The sequence below is a fragment of the Curtobacterium sp. NPDC089991 genome (assembly GCF_044748425.1).
Classification (GTDB): Bacteria; Actinomycetota; Actinomycetes; order Actinomycetales; family Microbacteriaceae; genus Curtobacterium.
The window spans coordinates 455,754-476,273 of record NZ_JBIVGB010000001.1 but is presented as its reverse complement, the minus strand read 5'-3'; the positions used below and the strand labels follow the sequence as shown (position 1 = coordinate 476,273).

The window sequence follows — 20,520 nt, the reverse complement described above, 5'->3', positions numbered from 1 at the left end:
CTCCACCACCCACCCAGGCGACCAGTGCTGGATGGGGAGATGGCCACGAGATCGCTCTTGACCGTCCCCCTGTTCATCACCGTCGCGGCCGCCGCGGCGGCCTGGTTCCTCCTCGGCCCCGCCGCTGCGCTGGCGTTCGTCGCGCTCGCGCTCCTCGAGATCGCGATGGCCGCCGACTCGTCGGTGCCGATGGCCGGCATCGCCGGACGGCTGCACTCCCCCGCCCGACGGCTGTTCCTGTCGCTCGGGATCGTCGCGGGCGTCCTCGCGATGCGGCTGCTCCTGCCGCCGGCGGCGGTCGCGGTCGGCGACGCGACCGACCCCGCGAGCTCCGTGCAGGAAGCCGTCTTCGCCCCCGGCTCGTTCTCGGCGCACCTCGCCGAGGTGCGGCCCGCCCTCGCCGCCTTCGGCGCCGCCTTCATCTGGCTCGTGTTCGCCGAGTACCTGTTCAACACCGACCGTGCGTCGCGCAGGTCCTGGCTGGGCCGCCTGGAGGCCCGGCTCGCCGCCGTCGCGCGTCCTCGCGTCTGGTCGCTGGTCACCGCTGCGACGGGGGTCGCCGTCACGGCCGTCCTCGTCGGCGTCGACCGCGCGTGGTCGCCGGGTGCCCTGCTGCCGGTCGTGCTCGGCGGCGCGGCAGGCATCGCCGCGTACCTCGGGTCGAAGCGCGTCGCCGCCTGGGCGCTCGACGGGGTCGGCTCGGACACCGCGTCGATCGGGGTCGGGCGGGGTGCCTGGCGGATCCACGCCTACGCGTCGACGGTGGTGTTCGAGCGGGGGCTCGTGGTCTTCATGCTGTTCGAGATCCTGGACGGCGTGTACAGCCTGTCCGGGTCCGGGACCCTCGGCGCCGACGGCCTCGGAGCGCTCGAACAGGCGGCGGTCGCGGTGGCGGCGATCGGCGTCGGTGCCGTGTTCCTGGCGCGGTTGACCTCACGGTTGGACGAGGCCGCGGGACTGAAGCGGCTGCGGTACCTGAAGGCCGGGGCGGCGTACGTGCTCGGAGTGCTCGCGGTGCTGCTGTGGGCGAGCCTGCTCGTGCCGATCCCCGGGGCCGTCGTCGCCTGGTTCGGCAGCGTGGTGATCGGTTCGGCGCTCGTGAGCTCGTTGCCGTGGCGGGCGTGGTGGCGTCGCGTGGCGCGGGGATCTGCGAGGTCGCGCAGCAGCAGCGGTCTCGCTCCGTGAGTCAGCGGTGGTCGCGGCGAGCGGCGGCTGCGGGAGCGTCATCGCGGACACCGGCGGCGAAGAGTGCCTCCTGCGCGTCGGCGAGGTCCTTGCCCTCGATCGAGAACGCGTCGAAGACCGCGTGCCGGAACCCGAGCCACCCGACCACGACACCGACCGCGACGAGCGCCGTGAGGATGCCGTACATGACCTCGGGGTGGTCGAGGAGCAGCGGGGTCACGAACGCCAGCAGCGCCGCGGCGATCCGGGCCACCGCGATGATCGTGCCCTGGACCGAACCGCGGAGCAACGTCGGGAACGACTCCTGCGACCAGACCTTCATGATCGCCTCGAAGGCGAACGCGTTGCCCACCGCGCCGAACGCGAGCATCGCGACGAGGGTCGGCAGCGAGAAGCCGAACACGAGCGGCAGGCCGTAGCTCACCACGAGGCACACGGCGCCGACGATGTAGAACGGCATCCGCAGCCGACCGTCGACGATGCGCATGAACCAGAACGCGAGCAGCATCCCGATCGGCACGCTGACCAGGTTCATCGTCGAGAAGAACGGCACCGACAGCCCGACGACGTTGACGGCCACGTAGGCGCCGAACTGCCCGCCGGTGTTCGCGCCGAGGTTCGTCAACGTGTAGAAGACCAGCAGGGACAGGAACGGCAGCAGGAAGATGCGCTGCGTCAGGACGTCGCGGATGCCGTGGCGGGCAGCACGGACGGTGTGTGCGCCCGCGGCCTTCTCGGCATGGGCGTCGGACCACGTGGTGGACTCCGGGATCGTGAAGCGCAGGACCATCACGACGAGTGCGACGACCCCGACGTGCGCGAACATGATCTGACCACCGGCACGGCCGAGGTCTCCGACGCCCGCCGAGATGGCGTAGGTCGCCAGGATCCCGGCGAACCAGAGCACCTGGGAGAAGCCGACGAGCCCGCCCCGGTTCTCGTCGGTCGCCGCCTCGGAGATCGTCGCGAGCGAGACCGGCAGGTCCGCCCCGGTGCCGAGGCCGACGAGGATCGTGCCGATGAGCAGCCCCGCGAACGCCGGGCTCGCCACCAGGACCCCCGCACCGACGACGGTCATCGCCATCGTCACGATGAACACCGCCCGACGACCGAACAGGTCACCGAGCCGGCCGCCGGAGAGCGCGCCGATCGCGATGCAGAACGTGAGCGCGCCGGACAGCACCCCGATCTGCGTGCCGGTGATGCCGATCGACTGCTGGTACAGGACGAGCGCGGTGCCGGAGCTCACGATCGCGGCCGCGTCGATGTACGAGGCCATCCCCGAGACGACGGCGACCCACCAGGGGTGCGGTCGCCGGGCGGGCTGCTGGGGTCGGTTCACTGCGTTCTCCCTTGAACGTCGGCCGAACACCGGATGAAACGGTTCAACCGGTCGGCGGCACTGTAGCCCGCCGAGTACCGCAACCGCAAGGATCGTTCACTCCGCCTGCTGTCCACAGCCTCGCTGTTCGTTTCCTGAGGACATTGACTTCAGCGACTCCCAGAACCTACGGTCATCGCAGCGGCACCGTCGCCGCGCATTCCCGAGGAGAACACCATGTCGATCGAGCACCTCGCCCGTGGCGTCGCCCATCCGGCCATCGAGTACCGTCCGGAGCTGCGGTGGTGGCTCGCCGAGGGCCTGCACACCGACGTGACCCTCCGACGCGAGGTCGACACCGCCCACGCACTCGGGTTCGGCGGCATGGAGTTCCTGGCGATGGACGAAGGGGCGATCGACCACGGCCGGTACGGCTGGGGGTCCGAGGAGTGGGTGCACGACTCGCAGATCGTCGTCGAGGAGACCACCGCCAGGGGCATGTCGGTGAGCTTCACGTCCGGGACGAACTGGTCGAACGCGAACCTGCCGACGATCGACGCAGACCACCCCGCCGCTGCGCAGGAACTCGACGTCGTGCACGAGGACCTGCCCGGCGGGACGAGCCGCTCGGGTGCGCTCCGTCGGATCGACCTCGACGCGCCGATCGCACAGACGACGCTCCCCGGCGAACGCGGGACGGTGCGCGTCCAGACGCTCGTCGCGGTGGTCGCGACGCGCGTCGTCCCGGACCCCGCCGGTTCCGGCGCCGCGACCGTGCTGGACCCCGACTCGGTGGTGGACCTGACCAGCGCGGTCACCGACGAGGCGCTCGACTGGACCGCACCGGAGGGCGGCTCCTGGCGGTTGTCCACGTTCTGGAGCCACGGCACCGGCCAGACGGCGTCACCGTCGGCGACGGTCAACTGGACGGTGAACTACCTGGAGCGAGCGGGCGTGGATGCCGTGATCGACTACTGGGAACACGTCGTCCTGACCCCTGGCCTCCGCGCCGAGATCGCCCGCAATCCCCGTGCCCAGATGTACATGGACTCCCTCGAGCTGTCGACCTACGGCGACGGTGGCCTCTTCTGGGGAGCGCACGTCGCCGAGGAGTTCCGGACGCGCCGCGGCTACCCGATCACGCCGTGGCTGCCGTTCCTGACCCGCAGCGCTCCGTTCATGGCGTCGAGCACCACGTACCACGCCGAACCGGTGCCGGACCGGGCGGTCGACGTCGAGAAGGTCCGCTTCGACTACGTCCGGACGCTCACCGACCTGTACATCGAGAACATGCTGCGCCCGTTCGCGGCGTTCCTGCACGCCAACGGCATGACGCTGCGGTCCGAGATCAGCTACGGGCTGCCGTTCGAGTTGACGCGCCCCGGGCCGGAGGTCGACGGGATCGAGACGGAGTCGCTCGAGTTCGCCGCGCAGATCGACGCGTACCGGCTGCTCGCGGGGCCGGCGCACCTGTTCGGCAAGCAGTACTCGTCGGAGACCGGTGCGACGACCCGTAACCACATGCTCGACCACCGGTTCTACGACCAGATCGTCGCGACGCAGCTCGCCGCCGGCATCACGAAGACCGTCCTGCACGGCTGGGCGAGCACCACGGGCGCCGAGGGCGTCACGAGCTGGCCGGGACACGAGGGCATGTGGAGCATGTTCTCGGAGCGCTTCGACGCCCGGCAGCCCGCTGCCGAGTTCTACCCGCTCTGGAACGACGCGATCGGCCGGTACCAGTACGTCCTGCGCCAGGGACGCCCGCGGATCGACGTCGGCATCCTGCACACCGACCACTTCACCGACAACGCGTCCGGCATGGTGTTCCGCGACGCCGACGGTGGCCGCGTCCCCGACGAGGTCGCCTACGGCCAGTACTGGATGCGCGACCGGCAGAACCACTGGTGGCGCGACCTCGGCATGCAGGACGCCGGGTGGACGTACGAGTTCCTCGACGGGTCGCTGCTGCTCCGCGACGACGTCCGGGTGGACGGCGGCCTGGTGCAACCGGACGGCCCCGGGTACCAGGCACTGCTCGTCTTCCAGAGCGCGCTCGATGCCGACGTCGCAGCACGCCTGCTCGCCTGGGCCGAGGACGGCGTGCGGATCCTCGTCGTGCACGGCACGCGTGAGCTCAAGTCGCTGATCGCCGGGACGGACACGCACCACCCCCGAGCGGCCGCCCGCACCCCGGGCCTCGACGGACGCGACGCCGAGCTCGCGGACACCGTCGAGCGGCTGCTGGCCCTGCCGTCGGTGACCGCGATCGACGACGCCGCCGACACCGTCGCCGCCCTGCGCGGCCTCGGCGTGACCGGCCGCGCCGAGTTCGTGACGGAGGACCGGAGCGTCCTGTCGCACCTGCGCGAGGACGGTGACCTGCTGCACGTGTACCTGTACCACTTCCTGTACGAGACGACCTCGGCGACCACCGTGGAGGTCGCGCTGCCCGGCACCGGCGCGGTGTACCGCGTCGACGCCTGGTCCGGCGCGGTGTTCCCCCACCCGGCCGCACGGACCGAGGGCGACCGGACGATCGTCACCGTGGACCTCACGCCCGGTGAGACCGCGCTGTTCACGCTCGACCGCAGCGGGCCTGCGCGCGAGACCGCACTCGACGCCCGGCTCGGCGGACGCACGACGACCGACGTCGTCGTCGAGATGACCGACTGGCGGATCGCGGTCGAGAGCTGGGACGCGGGCGGTGAGGAGCTCATCACCGAGGACCGCGGCCACGGCTACGTCACGCGCGAGGTCCGGCCGCTGACCGACGTCCGACGACTCGACGCCGGTACCGGTCCGCTCCGTCCGTGGAAGGACCTGCCCGCCGTGGGACCGGAGGTCTCCGGGGTCGGCGAGTACGCCACGTCGTTCTCCGTCGACACGGTGGACGACGACGACGCCCGGTTCCTGCTGGACCTCGGGTCGACGGCCGGCGGGCTCGGTTCGGTCGTGCTCAACGGCGGACCGGCACGCGGGTTCGACACCTCGCACCCGGTGGTCGACGTCACCGACGACCTGCGCACGGGAGAGAACACGGTGGTCGTGCGGGTCGCCAGCTCACTCAACAACCGGTTGCTCGCCCGCGGGTACTACGAGGACGTCCCCGACGTCATCGCGCAGCTGCTCGGCGACCCCGACGCGGTGCAGACGACGCACGTCCGCGACCACGGCCTGCTCGGTCCCGTTCGTCTGGTGGTCGGATGACCCGTCGCGGCGGACGACCGAGCGGTGTGGACCTGCGCCCCGTCATCACCCCCGACCCGTTCGACATCCGGGTCGCACTCGCGGGCATCGTGCACTGGGCGGACAGCCCGCAGGTCCGGCAGCGCATGATGACCGCGATCGACTTCCCGGTGGCCGATCTGTCGATGTTCCTGGTGGTCAACCAGCTGACCTACCGCGGAGCGACGAAGCCGAGCGTGCTCGCGGGGGCGTTGGGCACCGGTCGTGCCAACCTCACGAAGATCGCGAACCGGCTCGAGGACATCGGGCTCGTGGTCCGGGTACCGGCTCCCGATGACGAGCGCAGCGTGTTGATCGCGCTCACCGCCGAGGGCCGCGGGTACGGCGAGCGGATCAGCGACCAGCTCAGCCAGGACCTCGATGCGGTCCTCGCCCACTGGGGTCCGAAGGACGTCGACGCCCTCCGGCGGGTGCTCGCGCGCCTGCGACACGACGCGGCGAACGGGTCCTGAGCCGAGCGTCGCTCCGGCACCCGTGTGCACGATCACCGTCGGCCGCGTTGACTGGAGTGTCGGTCGAACGAGGAGTGCACGTGCTGGGTCCTGAACTGGTGGTCGTCCTCGGCCTTGCCATCGCACTGACGGCGGGGATCGCGGACCGGATCCGGGTGGCCCCTCCGGTCCTGCTGCTCGTCTTCGGCGCTGCGCTGGCCTTCGTGCCGGAGTTCGCGGACGTCGAGCTGCCGGCCGACGCCGTCCTGCTGTTGTTCCTGCCGGCGCTCCTGTACTGGGAGAGCCTGACGACGTCGCTGCGCGAGATCCGGAAGAACCTGCGCGGCATCGTCCTGATGGGCACCCTGCTCGTGGTCGCCACAGCGGGCGCCGTCGCCGTCCTGCTCCACCTGCTCGGCATGCCGTGGGGTCCGGCCTGGGTGCTCGGCGCCGCCGTGGCCCCGACCGACGCGACCGCGGTCGGGGTGCTCACGAAGATGCTGCCGCGCCGCAACGTCACCGTGCTGCGGGCGGAGAGCCTGGTCAACGACGGCACGACCCTCGTCGTGTACGGCATCGCGGTCGCCGTCACGGTGGGCACGCAGGAACTCACGTTCTGGGGCGTGTCGGGGATGCTCGTCCTGTCGTACCTCGGTGGGGTCGCCGCGGGGCTCGCCGCGGCGTGGGTCGGCACGCTCGTGCTGCGCCGGGTCGACACCGTGGTGCTCGAGAACCTCGTCACGCTCCTCGTGCCGTTCGGTGCGTTCCTGGCGGCCGAGGCGATCGGCGCCTCCGGTGTGCTCGCCGTGGTGGCGGCCGGCATCGTCGTCAGCCAGGTCGGGCCGAAGCTCGACCGCGCCGAGACCCGGCAGCAGGTCCGCGCCTTCTGGTCGTTCCTGACGTTCCTGCTCAACGGTGCACTGTTCGTCCTGGTCGGCATCGAGGCGATGGTCGCGGCCCGGGCGCTGACGCCGTCCGAGCTGCTCCGCGCCGTCGGCGTCGTCCTGGCCGTCGCGGTCGTGCTCGTCGTGGTCCGGTTCGCGTTCCTCAACGCCGCGGGCGGCACCGTCTGGCTCGTCACCCGTCGGACGGGAGGCGCGCCCCGCGAGGGCCACCGTGACCGGCTCGTGAGCGGTTTCGCCGGGTTCCGCGGCGCGGTCTCGCTGGCGATGGCCGTCGCCGTCCCCCGCGTGCTCGAGTCCGGAGCGGACTTCCCGGACCGCGACCTCATCGTCTTCGTCACGGCCGGCGTGGTCGTCGTCACCATCGTCGGTCAGGCACTCGTGCTGCCGGCGGTCCTGCGGCGGGCCGCGCTGCCCGAGGACGAGTCGGTCGGTGAGGAACGTCGCTACGCCGAGCGGACCGCGATCGAGGAGGCCCTCGACGCCCTGCCGCGGCTGGCACGGTCGACCGGAGCCGACCAGGCCACCGTCGACCGGGTGCGCAAGGACTACGAGGCGCACCTGGACGTCATCCAGGCACGCGAGGAGGACGACGACGATCACCCGGCGGTGCAGCGGCACGACACCGCCGTCGCGCTCGAACTCGCCCTGGTGCAGCACAAGGCCGCGACCCTGCTGCGGCTCCGCGACTCGGACGAGATCGACGACCTGGTGCTCCGGCAGGTCCGCGCCGGCTACGACGCGGAAGAGGCACGGTTGGGCGGCATCACGCCGGCGTGACGCCACCGTCCGCGTCGTCGGAGGCCGCAGCGTCGGACGCGAGCGCCTTGCGACGCTGCGCGACCTGGAGCGCGATCGCGACCGGGATCGCGGCGAGGGCGACCGCCCGCAGCCACGGGCGGTCGAACGCGTGCCGCGTGGCGTGGTCGAGCGACACCGGACCGGGGCCGCCGAGCGCGAACATCGCCGCCGAGAAGCCGAGGAACGCCGGGAACTCGAAGCCGCCGTCCGCGTTGAAGAAGCCGTTCGGGGTGTGCACGCTCGACGCGACGCCCATCGTCGTCGCGGCGCCCGCACCGGCGATCGGGGTGGCGAGCCCGAGTGCCAGGGCGGCACCGGAGCCGGCCTCGCCGATGCCGGCCAGCACGGCGTTCCGCTTGGCGGGGCGGAACCCCATCGCGTGCATGCCCTGCGCGGTGCCCTCGATGCCTCCGCCGCCGAACGCGCCGAAGAGCTTCTGGGAGCCGTGCGAGACGAGCACGGCTCCGAGGGCGATGCGGAGCAGGGTCTTGGCGGTGACCGAAGCGGTGCTGGTGGTGTGCGAGCTCATGCGTTCTCCCGATCGTCCGTGGTGGTGATCCGGGCGACGGTACGCCGGTGCGGACCCGCGTGGCCACCGCCTCGGGCGGGCGTCATCAGCTGGTGATCCGGCGCCGTCCGGTGACGCGGACGACCAGGCCCGCGACGACGGCCCCGACGATCGGGGCGACGATGAAGACCCAGAGCTGCGTCAGGGGTGTGGCACCGCCGTAGACGGCTGCCGCGATCGACCGGGCGGGGTTCACGGACGTGTTGCTGATCGGGATGCTCACCAGGTGGATCAGCGTCAGGGTGAGACCGATGCCGATCGGCGCGACCGCCTGGTACTCCCGCTTCGCCGTGATCGAGAGGATGACGGCGATGAAGACACCGGTCAGCACGGCCTCGGCCAGGAACACCGATCCGAGTCCGTACCCGCCGGGGCTCGCGGACCCGTAGCCGTTCGAGGCGAAGCCGCCGTCACGAGCCGCCGTGAGCGCCCCGGACTTGCCGGACAGCACGGCGGCGATGATGCTCGTCGCGACGAGACCACCGACCACCTGGGAGACGATGTAGCCCGCGACGTGGCGTGCGTCGGTGCGACCGGCAGCCAGCAGTCCGAGCGTGACGGCGGGGTTGAAGTGCCCGCCGGAGATGTGCCCGACCGCCGAGATCCCCGCGACGAGCGTGAGCCCGAACGCCAAGGCCACGCCGAGGTAGCCGACGCCCTGCTGGTTGTCCGTGGCGTTCGGGATGTTTGCCGCGAACAGCGCGGTCCCGACCCCGCCGAGGACGAGCAGGAAGGTACCGAAGAACTCAGACGCGTACCGGGCCAGCGGCGACCAGACGTCGGCGTCTTCTCGCTGCTGTTCGGATGTGGACTCGCTGACCGGCTCGGTGCGTCCGCGGTCGTGGTGTGGGCGGCGCTGGGCCATGGCGGGTCCTTTCATCGGTCGGGCGTGCGCCCGGTGGTGGGTGTTGCGTGGGTCTTCGGTGGGCCGGGAGGCCCGGGGTCGCGTCCGGCTGACGGGTGTCAGTGGACGCGGGTCGACTTCGCGAGCGCCGAACGGGTCCCACCGGTGAGGTGGACCAGGACGGGCACCTCGCGGCCGAGCGTGCGGTCGAGGACCGCGACGGCGCGGTCGACGGCGTCGAGCACCGAGACGGCGTCCCCGCCGCGGCGGACCGCGACGCGGATGCGAGCAGCACGCTGCTTGCGCACCAGGTAGGTGTCGACGCGGGAGCCGACGACGTCGCGGACCCCGGCGAGCTCGTGCTCGACGACGTCGCGGACGAGTGCGACGTTCACCGTGACGGCGTCCTCACCGGAACGCTCGCGGACGGCGACGGACGTGCCGCCCCCGCCGCGGGTGAACACCCAGACCAGGGCGAGCACGATGACGACGGCGCAGGCGGCGGCGACGATCCAGAGCGAGGACGCGGGGACGTCCAGGTTGCTCGGCAGGTCGACGGTGGGCTTGATCGCGTCCTGCACGGCGGGCAGCACACCCGCGCCGATCGTGAGACCGACGACGACGGCGACGAGGCCGAGGACGAAGAGGATGATCCGGTTCATGGTCCGGTTGCTCTTGGTCATGCGAGGGTCCCCTTCTCGTCGACGCGGACGCGGATGTTCTGGCCGAATCGTTCGTCGAGACCACTGAGGCGGTCGCGGACGGCTGCCTGCACGGCCTGCTCGTCGACCGGGATGCCGGTGACGGGCACGATCCGGACGTCGGTGCGGCGACCGCGGGCGGTGGCCGAGGCGTTGCCCTCGGGGACCCCTGCGGCCGTGCCGGCGGCGTTGGCCGCGGTCGAGGCGACGATGCGGGTGTCGATGACGACGGCGCCACGGTCGTGCTGGACGACGGAGCGGTGCTGGCGACCCGGCTTCAGGGCCAGGACGATCAGCACGATGCCCAGGACCACGAGCACGACGGCGATGACCTCGGCGATCGTGACGAACGCGGCATCGGGCTGCAGTGCGGCGTCGACGGCGGTCTGCGGGTCGGCGAGGAGCGGAGGCCGCCCGATCGCCCGCAGGACCGACTCCGTGCCGATCCACGCGGCGACCAGTGCGAGGACCACCAGCGCCACCGCCACTGCGGTCGAGCGGGAGCGGTGCACGCTCCGACGACGGATGCGTCGTTCGACGGAACCGTTGCTCATGATGGTCTCCTACCGGGTTCGGGACTCGCGCTCGCGCACGATCCCGGTGAGTTCGATGTGGGCACTGCCGACGCGGCGGCCGGTGAGTTCGCTCACGCGGCGCTTGACCTCGTCGGCGACCTGGGCCGAACGGGCGACGAGGTCGTCGCCCGCGGCGATCGGGCCGGTGACGTCGAGGGCCATTGCTCCGGCCGCGTCTCCGAGACCGACCCTGACCCGCTTGGCGGGGGCGCCGAGCCGTTCGGCTGCGACGGCCCGCGCCAGCGAGGTCAGTGCACGAGCGGTGATCTCGACGCGGCCCGGGACGACGTCCGGGCCGGCGTTCACCGGGAGCTCCGGCGCCCGGTGAGCACGTCGGTCAGGGCGCCGCGGTCGATCTTGCCGGTGGCGAGGGCGGCCACGAGGGCCCCGATCGCACCGAAGACGATGACCAGGACGAAGCCCCAGAACCCGAACTGCAGTGCGACGACTGCGAGGACGGCGCCGATGAGGGCACCGATCAGTGTGTTGCTCATGCGACTCGCGCTTCCTTCTTCTCGTCGTTCTCGTTGTCGTCGTCGTCGCCCGGGATGAAGACGTCCTGGACGGTCACGTTGACCTCGGCGACCTCCATGCCGACGATCTGCTCGAGGGCACGTGCGACGCTGCTGCGGACGCCGTCGGCGACCTGCTGGAGCGACACCGGGTACTCGGCGACGATGACGATGTCCGCGGCGACCTGCTTCTCGCCGACCTCGACCTTGACGCCCTGACCGTGGTCGCGCTGGCCGATCGCGTCGCGGAGGGCGCCGATCGCACGGGCAGCGCCGCCGCCGAGCGAGTGCACGCCGTTGACCTCGCGGGCCGCGATGCCGGCGACCTTCGACACGACGGTGTCGTCGATGACGGTCTTGCCGGTGACGCCGCTGTTCGAGCCGGCGTGCGAGGTGGCACGGGCCGCAGCGGTGGTTGCCGGGGTGGTGGTGATGGAGTCAGCCATGGTTCGTTCCTTCCGAGTGACCCGCCGGGCGTTCCCAGCGGTTGCTGTTCACGGATGAGACGGGCTGCACCGACGGAAGTCACGCGCGTCCGACTCCTTCCAGCGAAGTCCCAGAAACACGACTGGAGGGCCCGGTCCTTGTCCCCCGACGCGCATCGCGACGGCGTCCGGCGCGCAAAGCGGCCGCGGCGGGACGCGTGCTGTCCCCTTCCCGCGCCGAAGCGACTCAGGCCGTGACCACGCGTGCGCGGCGACGGGAGCAGGACGAGTGCCTACAGGTCCTTGAGGCGGCGCCCGGCGAGCCGGTCGCTCCACCGTGCGACCGCACCGGCGACGGATTCGTGGTGTCCCGCGTGCCCCTCGGCGAGACCGCACCGCCAGCGGTCGAAGACGCTGAAGCACAGGTCGCGGGACTGCCGATCGGGCGCGGCGCCGGTCAGCGCTGCGCCTCCGACCGGATCGGTCGCGTCGGACGGGTGGGTGGTGTGGTTGTCGTCGATCATTCCGCGGTGTGGACGACACGACCACCGGATTCGTCACGGATCGGTCGGGCTCCGGTCCGCCCGGGCGTTTCGCGGCCGCCCGGTGCATCGTGGACGCACGACGGTCGGACGGCCGCCCTGGACGACGACCGGAAGGCGGGGATGGACCACGACGATCCCCTCGTGCGCGCGGCGGACGCCACCCTCGTGGTCCGCGCCGCCGACGGTGACGTGCACGCGTTCGAAGTGCTCGCCCGTCGCCACGGTCCGCTGATGCGGGTGTACGCGGAGCAGATGCTCGGCTCCAACGTGGAGTCGGACGACGTGGTGCAGGAATCGTTCCTGACCGGTTGGCGACGACTCTCGGACCTGAACGACCCCGCGCGGTTCCGCCCGTGGGTGATGCAGATCGTCACCCGCAAGGCGCTCGACCGTCTGCGTCGGCGCCGTCACCACGACGACGTCGAGACGGCGCAGCACCGGGCGGACGCCGCCCGGCAGCCGGAGCGTATCGTCGAGACGCGGATGCAGCTCGATGCGATGTGGGCCGCGCTGGACCGGCTCCCCGCAGACCAGCGACGGTGCTGGCTGCTCCGCGAGACCGCCGGCTACAGCTACCAGCAGATCGCCGACGAACTCGAACTACCGGTGTCGACGGTGCGCGGGCTGCTCGCGCGGGCCCGTCGGTTCCTGACCGCGGAGATGGAGGCATGGCGATGAGCGACCTCGACGACGTCCCCGTGCCCGAGGACGACCTCGACGGCCACACGATGGAGGAACTCGCCGAGTACCTCGACCGGGGCCGTTCACCCCGTGACCCGTCCATCGAGCGCTCCGCCTCGTGCCGCCTCGCCTTGTCGAACATGGAGCGCCTGCGCGAGCTGTCGCTCGGCGCCCTGCAACACCGGGCCGACGCCGAGCCGGACCGCGAGACCGACTGGGTCGACCGTCTGCTGGCGACGATCCGCTCCGAGGTCCGACCCGGCCGCGACGTGCCGGTCCCCCATCCCGACCCACGACTGCGCCTCACCATGACCGAGGCCGCCGTCCGGGGATTGGTTCGTCGGACCGGTGACACGATGGGCGGGGTCGTGATGGGGAGTTGCGCTCTCGACGGGGAACTCGGCGACCTCGGAGCCCCGGTCCACGTGCGGGTGACCGCGGGGTTGGTGTACGGGGCACCTGCGGCGGAGACCGCGGACCTCCTGCGGTCGCGGATCGCCGCGGCTCTCGACCGCCACACTGCCCTGACCGTTGCGTCCATCGACGTCGTGTTCGACGACGTCTCCCTGCCCTAGGAGCACGACGTGAGCGACGAAGCCCTGTCCCGAGTCCTCACCGACCGGATCCGCACCGTTCCGGGAGTCACCGGCGTCTACCCGAGGAGACCGATCGTGCACGCCGCCGCCGAGGCCGTCGCGTCGACCCTCTCGCTGCAGGAACCCGACGTCCTCGTGGACGTGCAGCGCGACGGCGCGGCCCTCCGGGTCGGGGCGGGCATCGCCGTCGACGACACCCGGCCGGCGACCGACACGATCCGTGAGGTCGCCGAACGCATCCGCGACCTGGTCGACGAGCGCACGGGCGCACCCGCTGACGTCGTCGAGGTGACGATCCGGCTCGTCGAGGGCATCGGCCTGGCCGCCGACGCGCCCTCCGGCACCGGTGCGGGCGAGCACGCGTCGACCGGCTGACCTCGGGCGCGCTCCGAGCGGGGTCAGGCTGGCGTGCCGAGCTGGTAGCCGGTGCCGCGGATGGTGGTGATGAGGTCGCGGTCGGTCTTCCGCCGGATGTAGTGCACGTACGTGTCGACGGTGTTCTCCTGCTCGCCGTGTTCGAACACCGCGGAGAGCAGGTGTCGCCGCGAGAACGCGCGCGCTGGTTCCGCAGCGAGGACCCGGAGCAGGGAGCTCTCCTTCTCGGTGAGGAGGACCCGACCGGTGTACGGCGAGTGGATGCTGTGGTCATCGGGGTAGAAGGTCCACCCTCCGATCTCCACGCCTGTTCCGGTGCCGGTGTAGTCGCGGGTGAGCGCCCGGAGTCTGGCGGCGAGTTCATCGAACTCGAACGGCTTCACGAGGTAGTCGTTCGCTCCGGCGTCGAGACCGGAGACGCGGTCGCGGAGCTCGCCGAGTGCTGTGAGCATGAGCACCGGGGTGCTGATCCGCTGGCTCCGGATCGCGCTGATGAACTCGGTGCCGTCCATGCCGGGAAGCCGCCGATCGACGACCATGACGTCGAAGTACCGTTCCACTGCCGTGACGAGTGCCTGCTCACCGTCGGACGCGAGGACGACATCCCAGTCCTCGCTGAGCACCTCGGCGACGAGCGGTCCGAGCCTGGGGTCGTCCTCGACGAGGAGCAGGCGTTGTCCCATGGTGTTCATCTTCCCTCGGCGCGACGAGTGATGGTCGGCGCGGACGTCGCCGCGTGCACTGTCGGGATGCGGAGCGCGAAGACGGTGCCGTGATCACCGGTGGACTCGACGGTGACGTCACCGCCGGCGCGGACCACGATCTCACGCACCAGGGCGAGCCCGATGCCGTTCCCCGTGCGGGTTCCGTCCGCGCTGTGGCCGTGGCCGTGACCGTGACCGTGGCCGCGGCCGGTTCCGTGTGCGAACCGGTCGAACACCCGCGTCGGTTCGATCCCGGAGATGCCGGAGCCGTCGTCCTGCACGCGGACGCATACCCGGTCGTGTTCCGGCGTGGTGGTCACGGTGACGGTGCCGCCCGGTGGGGTGTGGCCGATGGCGTTGTCCGTGAGTGCGACGAGACAGCGGTGCAGCTGTGTCGGCGTCATGCCCACGCTGGCGCTGTGGTCAACCACGTGGAGACGCACGTGCCGATCATCGGCGAGCACGCTCATGTCACGTCGAAGCCTTGCCAGTCCCTCCTGCAGGCCGGCGACACCCGGCTCGGATCGGGTACCTGCAGCAGCTTCGAGGAGGTCGTCGACGATGTCGATGAGGATCCGCGTGTCGCTGGTGAGATCATCGACGATCCGGCGGCGCGGGTCGTCGTCGGGGGTCTGCATGCGGAGCCGCTGGACGCGGGCATGCAGGACGGCGAGCGGTGTGCGGAGTTCATGACTGGCATCCGCGACGAAGGTCCGCTGCACATGCAGCGCCTCCGTCAGCGGCCGGACCGCGCGTCGCGCGATCAACCAGGAGGCGACTCCCGCGAAGAGGATCGCGAGCCCGCCGACCCCGATGATCGCCACCGTCAGGTCGAGCGTGTCCAGGGTGATGTGCACGTCGAAGGGACCGGGCTGCTCCCGCTGCTGGCCTGGGGTGAGCTGCCAAGCGACGTACGCGACGACCAGGGCGATGATCCCGATCACCAACGCCGCAGACACCCCCGCGACGCGGATGGAGATGCCGATGACCGACCGTCGAGAGGCGAGGCGATCCGCATCCCGGTCCGGAGCGCCACGGAGGGACCACCGCGCAGTGGTGTCGACGAGTCGATTCCATGCTGTGTCGATCAATCGGTTCCTCCGCTCCTGACACCGCCGTCCGGGGTGCTCCGAGGCTCCCTCACCCAAGGCAAGGAAACACCAAGGATGCGGTCGAATCCGGACACCCGGGTTTCTTGGTGGAGTCTTGCAGGCACGTTCGTACCGTCGTCGCACCGACCCGGGCACGAGGCCCGGTCACGACGAGGAGCACGCCATGACCCAGCTGACCGCTCGGCCCCGCCCGAAGCGCAACAAGGTGCCAGACCCCACCCCGTCGTTCTGGATCATCAAGGTCCTCGCCACGACCGTCGGTGAGACCGCAGCCGATCTGCTCAGCGACACCCTCGGGTTCGGTCTCCCGCTGACGACGGCCGTGATGGCCGCGGTCCTGGTCGTGTTCCTGGTGTTGCAGTTCCGCACCCGCGCCTACCGGCCGGTCACGTACTGGGTCACCGTCGTGCTGATCAGCATCGTCGGGACCTGCATCACGGACAACCTCACCGACGGGCTCGGCGTCCCGCTGGGGGTGAGCACGACAGTGTTCGCGGTGGCTCTCGCGGTGGTGTTCATCGTCTGGTACCGGAGTGAGCGCACGCTCTCGATCCACGAGATCGACACCACCAGGCGGGAAGCGTTCTACTGGCTGGCGATCCTGTTCACCTTCGCTCTCGGCACCGCAGCCGGTGACCTCATCGCCGAGCAGACCGGCCTCGGCTACCTGCCGTCGCTGCTGCTGTTCGCGGCAGCGATCGTGGCGGTCACTGCCGTCTGGTTCATCGGCCGTCGCGGTGCCGTCACCTGCTTCTGGATCGCGTACATCCTCACCCGCCCGCTCGGTGCGTCGACCGGGGACCTGCTCTCCCAGCCGACACACGACGGCGGACTCGGCATCGGGACCATCACCACCAGCATCGTCTTCCTCGCGGTCATCGCAGCGCTCATCGCATGGGTTTCAATCGGCCGTCGTGATCGCGTCGGTGCCGGCACCCGTGAGCAGCTCTCGTCGTGATCGACCGGTTCCCCCTCGCTGTCCACCTGTTCGACGCCGGATCCGTGCTGCACGCCTTCGGCCCTGCCGTCCTCGCCGGGATCGCGGTCCTGGTCTTCATCGAGTCCGGGGTGCTGTTCCCGTTCCTCCCGGGTGACTCGCTCCTGGTCACTGCCGCGATCACCAGCGCCGCGCTGGGCGTCGCACCATGGCAGGTCGCGGTCGTCGCGTCCTTCGCCGCCGTCGCCGGGGACCAGGTCGGCTACTGGATCGGTCGACGCTTCGGCCGCCGACTCTTCCGTGACGGCGCACGGGTGCTCACGACCGCTCGGCTGGACGAGGCCGAAGTGTTCTTCGCCAGGTGGGGCGGCCTGTCCCTGGTCCTCGGCCGGTTCGTGCCGGTGGTCCGGACCTACGTCCCGCTCGCGGCGGGGACAGCCGACATGCGCTACCGGAGGTTCTTCCTGTGGAACGTCGTCGGTGCGGTGGGCTGGGCGTGCGGACTCACGGCAGTCGGGGTGCTGCTCGGCGGGATCCCGCTCGTCGCGCACAACATCGACGTCCTGATGATCGTCATCGTCATCCTCTCGATCCTGCCGATCCTGATCGGAGTGGTCCGCAAGCGGCTGAGCAGCCGAACGGACCAGGACGACCAGGATGAACAGCCCATCGCGAGCGACCGCTGAGCGCGACCAGCACCCGAACGGTGCCGAACCAGATCACGGATCGGTCCACCGGTGACCGTCAGCGTGGTGGGCGGCGCACGGCCTTCGACGGATGACACCGTGCCGGCCGTACAGTGCACCTGATGACTGAGCAGCAGGCATGACCGCGGACGCCCTGGTGCGCACCCTGCTCGGTGTGCTCGCTCTCGTCGCGGTCGCGACGGTCGTCCTGCTTGCTGCTCGCGCGTCGGCGCCGTGGGCTCCGGCAGTGGCGATCGTCCGCGGCGCCCTGCAGCTCGCCGCCATCAGCCTCGTGCTCACCGGAGTCATCAGATCGCCCCTGCTGATCGGCCTCGCGCTCGGAGTGATGTTCGTCGTCGCGTCCTGCACGTCGGCTCGACGGCTCGGGGACCTCCCGACGATGGTGCTGCCGGTCGCCGGAGCAATGGCGACCGGCATCCTGGTCAGCGCGGTCGTCGTCTTCGGGAGCGGAGCGATCACGCTCTCACCCCGCTACGCCCTCGCGATCGGCGGCATCGTCATCGGGAACGCGATGTCCATCGCGACCATCGCCGGCCGTCGATTCCGCGAGCTCGTCGACGATCGCTGGGACGAGGTCGAGGGGTGGCTCGCGCTCGGAGCGACACCGCGCCGCGCCACCGCGGACCTGGTTCGACGCGCTGTGAGCGCCGCTCTGATACCGACAGTCGACCAGACGAAGACGACCGGACTCGTCACCCTTCCTGGCGCGTTCGTGGGCGCCGTGTTCGGTGGCGTCTCTCCCCTCGAAGCCGGGCGATTCCAGATCGTCGTCCTCGCGGCGATCATGGCGACGGGAAGCATCACCGCCGTCCTCGTGACCCGCTGGATCGGCCCGGTGCGGACCCGGCCGCACGTGGTCCCGATCCGCTGACGACTCGTCCCGACGACGATCGTGCCGGACCGTCCGGGGTGCTCGCTCGTCTGGTGCATCTGGGTGGTTCCTTGGAGCGGCGGCGGAAGGGTGCTGTTCGGAGGTCGTGGACATGACTGTTGGAGTGCTCGGAGGTGCCGGCGCTGTCGCTGCGCTGATCGTGGCGACGGCGGCAGCTGCCGCGTTGCTCGCCGTGGCGACCGAGGCGGATCGAGGGCGGTCGTCCGATGCGAGGTGAACGCGCACTGTGGCAACTCGGATCGGCGTTCACAGCAGCGGTGATCGTGGTGCTCATCGGAATCACGTTGACAGCCGTTCCGGGTGTCGGAGCGACCGAGACCGGCTTCGACCAGCTGCTGCATGAACACCTGACGCCGACCGCGCTGCTCATCGCGTCCGGGATCGGCGTGCTCCTCGAGCCCGCCGGCGGTCTTGCGATCCTCGTGGCCATCGGAGCGGTCGTCTGGTGGCGGTCCGATCGGGTCGCCGCGATGCAGTTCGTGGGGATCGCCGGGGTCTCGTGGGTGTCGGTCGAGCCGGTCAAGCTGCTGGTGCACCGGTCACGCCCGGTGCTCTCCGGCGTGCACCACGCGGTGGAGAGCTGGTCGTACCCGTCCGGGCACGTCGCGCTGGTCACTGCCCTGGTGCTCGGACTCGTCGCCGTGACGCACGGCAAGGCTCGAGCGCAGGTCGCCTCTATCGGGACCGTCGTCGTGATCGTGGTCGCGACCTCCCGACTCGCACTCGGCGTGCACTACCCGACGGACGTCCTGGCCGCGATCGTGTGGACGTCCGCAGTCTGGGTCGTCGTGCGTCACATCGCGCTGACCTGGACGAGAGCAAGTCAGACGCCCACTCGTCGCGGCCCCACCGCTGTTGCCGGCCTCCGGCCTCGATCACTCGTGGGGAAGGCGCGAGACCGATGACCGCCGTCGCGTCGCCGAGTGTCGTACCGGTGCGCAGCACACGCGCCCAACCGGTACGGCTGTGGGTGGTCCCCGCACTGGTCGGTGTCGGAACCACGTCCGTGGCGGCGGCGTTCAGCTGGGTGCCGTCCATTTGGTACGACGAGGCCGCGACGGTCGTGTCCGCCACCCGCCCCTGGGCGGCGCTGGCACGCGAGGTGCAACAGGTCGACGTCGTCCACGCGACGTACTACGCCGTGATGCACTGCTGGTTCGCGCTCGTCGGGTACACGCCGTTCACCCTGCGTCTCCCCTCCTCGATCGCGATCGGTGTCGCCGCGGCACTGCTCGTGGTCCTCGGACGCACACTCGCCAGCCCGAGGACCGGTCTCGTCGCCGGGGTCCTCTTCGCGCTCTTCCCACGGGTGACCTGGATGGGGTCGGAAGGGCGGTCGTTCGCCATCGACACCGCCCTCGCAGTCGGGACGACGATCCTCTTCGTCGCCGCCCGTGATCGCACCCGACAGGGAGCCCGGTCGTGGCCGTGGTGGGTGTCGTACGCGGCGATCTCGATCCTCAGCGGCGCGGTGTTCCTCTACTTGGCACTGATGACGGTCGGTCACGGCGTGACCGCGGCGCTGCCGCTGTTGCGGCGTTCTGGCCGTGATCGAGACAGGCGGAAGGTGCTCCTGCGCTGGGGTGCCGCAACTGCCCTGTCGGCGTGTGCGCTGCTGCCGCTCGCCTCGGCAACCGCTGGCCAGGATCGTCAGATCGCCTGGATCGATCCCATCAGTGCGCACACGATCCAAGAGGTGCTGCTGACGCAGTGGTTCACCAAGAACCCGGGCTTCGCGGTCTTCGGGTGCACCCTTGCTGTCGTCGGGGTCGTCCTGATGCACCGGAACGACACTCGCCGGCGGCTCCTCGTGGTGGCGCTGCCGTGGGCGCTCGTTCCCACGATCGGCCTGATCGCCGCGTCGTTGGTGACGAACCCGCTGTACTCCCCGCGGTACGCCGCGTTCACCGCCCCGGCGGTGGCGCTGTGCCTGGGTGCCGCCGTGACCGCCGTACCGACTCGGTGGTCACGACGCGCCGTGGCCACCGTCCTCGTCGTCGCCGCGGCGCTCACCGCACCGACGTGGGCGCAGCAGCGCACGGTCGCAGCGAAGGACGACGCCGCCTGGAACGAGGCAGCCGCCGTCATCGTCGCGCACCGGTCCGAGGAGCCCGTCGGGGAACGCGACGCGGTTGTCTTCGGGCCCCTCGAACGCCATCCCCTCGCCACCTCCAGGACCATCGCGGATACCTATCCAGCGGCGTTCTCCGGACTTCGCGACCCGCTCCTGGTTGCTCCGGCGAGCGAGTCCGCTGGCCTGTGGGGAACGCAACGACCACTGCGGGACATCCGTGAGGAGGTCGGTGCCGCGAAGGTGGTGTGGTTGCTCACCGCGGTCGAGCCCGATGTCCGCACCATCGTGACGCAGGCACTCACCCGCGACGGCTTCCGTCGGAGTCGCACTTGGCAACGCACCCGCACCTGGGTCGTGCAGTACGTGCGATGACACCGACGAAG

23 protein-coding genes are annotated in these 20,520 nt (G+C 70.9%); 12 read left to right on the top strand and 11 right to left on the bottom strand.

The window, feature by feature from the left end:
• Positions 1–57: 57 nt before the first annotated feature.
• Complete coding sequence (locus tag ACIPV1_RS02225) at positions 58–1,185, top strand: DUF475 domain-containing protein (RefSeq protein ID WP_402725697.1); 1,128 nt, start codon at positions 58–60, stop codon at positions 1,183–1,185.
• 1 nt (position 1,186) lies between these two features.
• Here the strand turns inward: ACIPV1_RS02225 and ACIPV1_RS02220 are convergent, their stop codons facing one another.
• Positions 1,187–2,527 (bottom strand): MFS transporter, encoded by a 1,341-nt coding sequence (locus ACIPV1_RS02220; RefSeq protein WP_248703342.1) that lies wholly within the window; start codon positions 2,525–2,527, stop codon positions 1,187–1,189.
• Between the two features lie 216 nt (positions 2,528–2,743).
• On the opposite strand from ACIPV1_RS02220, the gene ACIPV1_RS02215 reads away from it, so the two are divergent.
• The 3 genes from ACIPV1_RS02215 (at position 2,744) to ACIPV1_RS02205 (ending at position 7,868) form a co-directional block, all read left to right on the top strand.
• Positions 2,744–5,716: a glycosyl hydrolase gene (locus ACIPV1_RS02215; protein WP_402725696.1), complete on the top strand. Its 2,973-nt coding sequence runs from the start codon at positions 2,744–2,746 to the stop codon at positions 5,714–5,716.
• Positions 5,713–6,207, top strand: a complete 495-nt coding sequence (locus ACIPV1_RS02210; protein ID WP_123292749.1) for a MarR family winged helix-turn-helix transcriptional regulator — start codon at positions 5,713–5,715, stop codon at positions 6,205–6,207. Before ACIPV1_RS02215 ends, ACIPV1_RS02210 begins: the two co-directional genes overlap by 4 nt.
• Positions 6,208–6,287: 80 nt before the next feature.
• On the top strand, positions 6,288–7,868 hold the full coding sequence (locus ACIPV1_RS02205) for a Na+/H+ antiporter (protein WP_402725695.1): 1,581 nt from the start codon (positions 6,288–6,290) through the stop codon (positions 7,866–7,868).
• Here the strand turns inward: ACIPV1_RS02205 and ACIPV1_RS02200 are convergent.
• The 8 genes from ACIPV1_RS02200 to ACIPV1_RS02165 all read right to left on the bottom strand — a co-directional run bounded on the left by ACIPV1_RS02200 (position 7,855) and on the right by ACIPV1_RS02165 (position 12,038).
• Entirely contained in the window at positions 7,855–8,418 is a 564-nt protein-coding gene (locus ACIPV1_RS02200) for a DoxX family protein (protein ID WP_402725694.1), read from the bottom strand. The two genes, ACIPV1_RS02205 and ACIPV1_RS02200, sit on opposite strands and share 14 nt — an antisense overlap.
• A gap of 85 nt (positions 8,419–8,503) precedes the next feature.
• The gene (gene aqpZ, locus ACIPV1_RS02195; RefSeq protein ID WP_402725693.1) at positions 8,504–9,322 is read right to left on the bottom strand and encodes an aquaporin Z; all 819 of its coding nucleotides are present in this window, start codon (positions 9,320–9,322) and stop codon (positions 8,504–8,506) included.
• 98 nt (positions 9,323–9,420) lie between these two features.
• On the bottom strand, positions 9,421–9,984 hold the full coding sequence (locus ACIPV1_RS02190) for a hypothetical protein (RefSeq protein ID WP_402725692.1): 564 nt from the start codon (positions 9,982–9,984) through the stop codon (positions 9,421–9,423).
• Positions 9,981–10,556: a DUF6286 domain-containing protein gene (locus ACIPV1_RS02185; RefSeq protein ID WP_402725691.1), complete on the bottom strand. Its 576-nt coding sequence runs from the start codon at positions 10,554–10,556 to the stop codon at positions 9,981–9,983. Before ACIPV1_RS02185 ends, ACIPV1_RS02190 begins: the two co-directional genes overlap by 4 nt.
• A 9-nt stretch (positions 10,557–10,565) precedes the next feature.
• Positions 10,566–10,883, bottom strand: a complete 318-nt coding sequence (locus ACIPV1_RS02180) for a hypothetical protein (RefSeq protein ID WP_123291765.1) — start codon at positions 10,881–10,883, stop codon at positions 10,566–10,568.
• Positions 10,880–11,071 (bottom strand): DUF2273 domain-containing protein, encoded by a 192-nt coding sequence (locus tag ACIPV1_RS02175; protein WP_123291766.1) that lies wholly within the window; start codon positions 11,069–11,071, stop codon positions 10,880–10,882. Before ACIPV1_RS02175 ends, ACIPV1_RS02180 begins: the two co-directional genes overlap by 4 nt.
• Complete coding sequence (locus ACIPV1_RS02170; protein WP_402725690.1) at positions 11,068–11,535, bottom strand: Asp23/Gls24 family envelope stress response protein; 468 nt, start codon at positions 11,533–11,535, stop codon at positions 11,068–11,070. The genes ACIPV1_RS02175 and ACIPV1_RS02170 overlap by 4 nt, the downstream gene beginning before the upstream one ends.
• A gap of 272 nt (positions 11,536–11,807) precedes the next feature.
• Positions 11,808–12,038: a hypothetical protein gene (locus ACIPV1_RS02165; RefSeq protein ID WP_402725689.1), complete on the bottom strand. Its 231-nt coding sequence runs from the start codon at positions 12,036–12,038 to the stop codon at positions 11,808–11,810.
• Between the two features lie 141 nt (positions 12,039–12,179).
• Between ACIPV1_RS02165 and ACIPV1_RS02160 the strand changes: the two genes are divergently transcribed.
• From ACIPV1_RS02160 to ACIPV1_RS02150, 3 genes are read left to right on the top strand one after another with little or no spacing between them, the layout of a single operon-like run.
• A complete protein-coding gene (locus tag ACIPV1_RS02160; protein WP_402725688.1) occupies positions 12,180–12,737 on the top strand; it encodes an RNA polymerase sigma factor in 558 nt (185 codons plus the stop codon).
• Positions 12,734–13,315, top strand: a complete 582-nt coding sequence (locus tag ACIPV1_RS02155) for a hypothetical protein (protein ID WP_148053756.1) — start codon at positions 12,734–12,736, stop codon at positions 13,313–13,315. The genes ACIPV1_RS02160 and ACIPV1_RS02155 overlap by 4 nt, the downstream gene beginning before the upstream one ends.
• Positions 13,316–13,324: 9 nt before the next feature.
• Positions 13,325–13,711, top strand: coding sequence for a hypothetical protein (locus tag ACIPV1_RS02150; protein WP_123338368.1), 387 nt, complete (start codon positions 13,325–13,327; stop codon positions 13,709–13,711).
• A gap of 23 nt (positions 13,712–13,734) precedes the next feature.
• Here the strand turns inward: ACIPV1_RS02150 and ACIPV1_RS02145 are convergent, their stop codons facing one another.
• Positions 13,735–14,394, bottom strand: coding sequence for a response regulator transcription factor (locus tag ACIPV1_RS02145; protein WP_307860999.1), 660 nt, complete (start codon positions 14,392–14,394; stop codon positions 13,735–13,737).
• Positions 14,395–14,399: 5 nt separating this feature from the next.
• Positions 14,400–15,506 (bottom strand): sensor histidine kinase, encoded by a 1,107-nt coding sequence (locus ACIPV1_RS02140; protein ID WP_402725687.1) that lies wholly within the window; start codon positions 15,504–15,506, stop codon positions 14,400–14,402.
• 184 nt (positions 15,507–15,690) lie between these two features.
• Here ACIPV1_RS02140 and ACIPV1_RS02135 point away from each other — a divergent pair, with 184 nt between their 5' ends.
• From ACIPV1_RS02135 to ACIPV1_RS02115, 5 genes are all read left to right on the top strand, one after another.
• Positions 15,691–16,485: a hypothetical protein gene (locus ACIPV1_RS02135; RefSeq protein ID WP_123292738.1), complete on the top strand. Its 795-nt coding sequence runs from the start codon at positions 15,691–15,693 to the stop codon at positions 16,483–16,485.
• Positions 16,482–17,150 (top strand): DedA family protein, encoded by a 669-nt coding sequence (locus ACIPV1_RS02130; protein ID WP_402725686.1) that lies wholly within the window; start codon positions 16,482–16,484, stop codon positions 17,148–17,150. Before ACIPV1_RS02135 ends, ACIPV1_RS02130 begins: the two co-directional genes overlap by 4 nt.
• 139 nt (positions 17,151–17,289) lie before the next feature.
• Positions 17,290–18,042 carry an ABC transporter permease gene (locus ACIPV1_RS02125; protein ID WP_123292737.1) on the top strand — a complete coding sequence of 251 codons (753 nt, stop codon included), beginning with the start codon at positions 17,290–17,292 and terminating at the stop codon, positions 18,040–18,042.
• 284 nt (positions 18,043–18,326) lie between these two features.
• On the top strand, positions 18,327–18,968 hold the full coding sequence (locus ACIPV1_RS02120; RefSeq protein WP_185003068.1) for a phosphatase PAP2 family protein: 642 nt from the start codon (positions 18,327–18,329) through the stop codon (positions 18,966–18,968).
• 29 nt (positions 18,969–18,997) lie between these two features.
• Positions 18,998–20,509: a hypothetical protein gene (locus ACIPV1_RS02115; protein WP_402725685.1), complete on the top strand. Its 1,512-nt coding sequence runs from the start codon at positions 18,998–19,000 to the stop codon at positions 20,507–20,509.
• Positions 20,510–20,520: the final 11 nt, after the last annotated feature.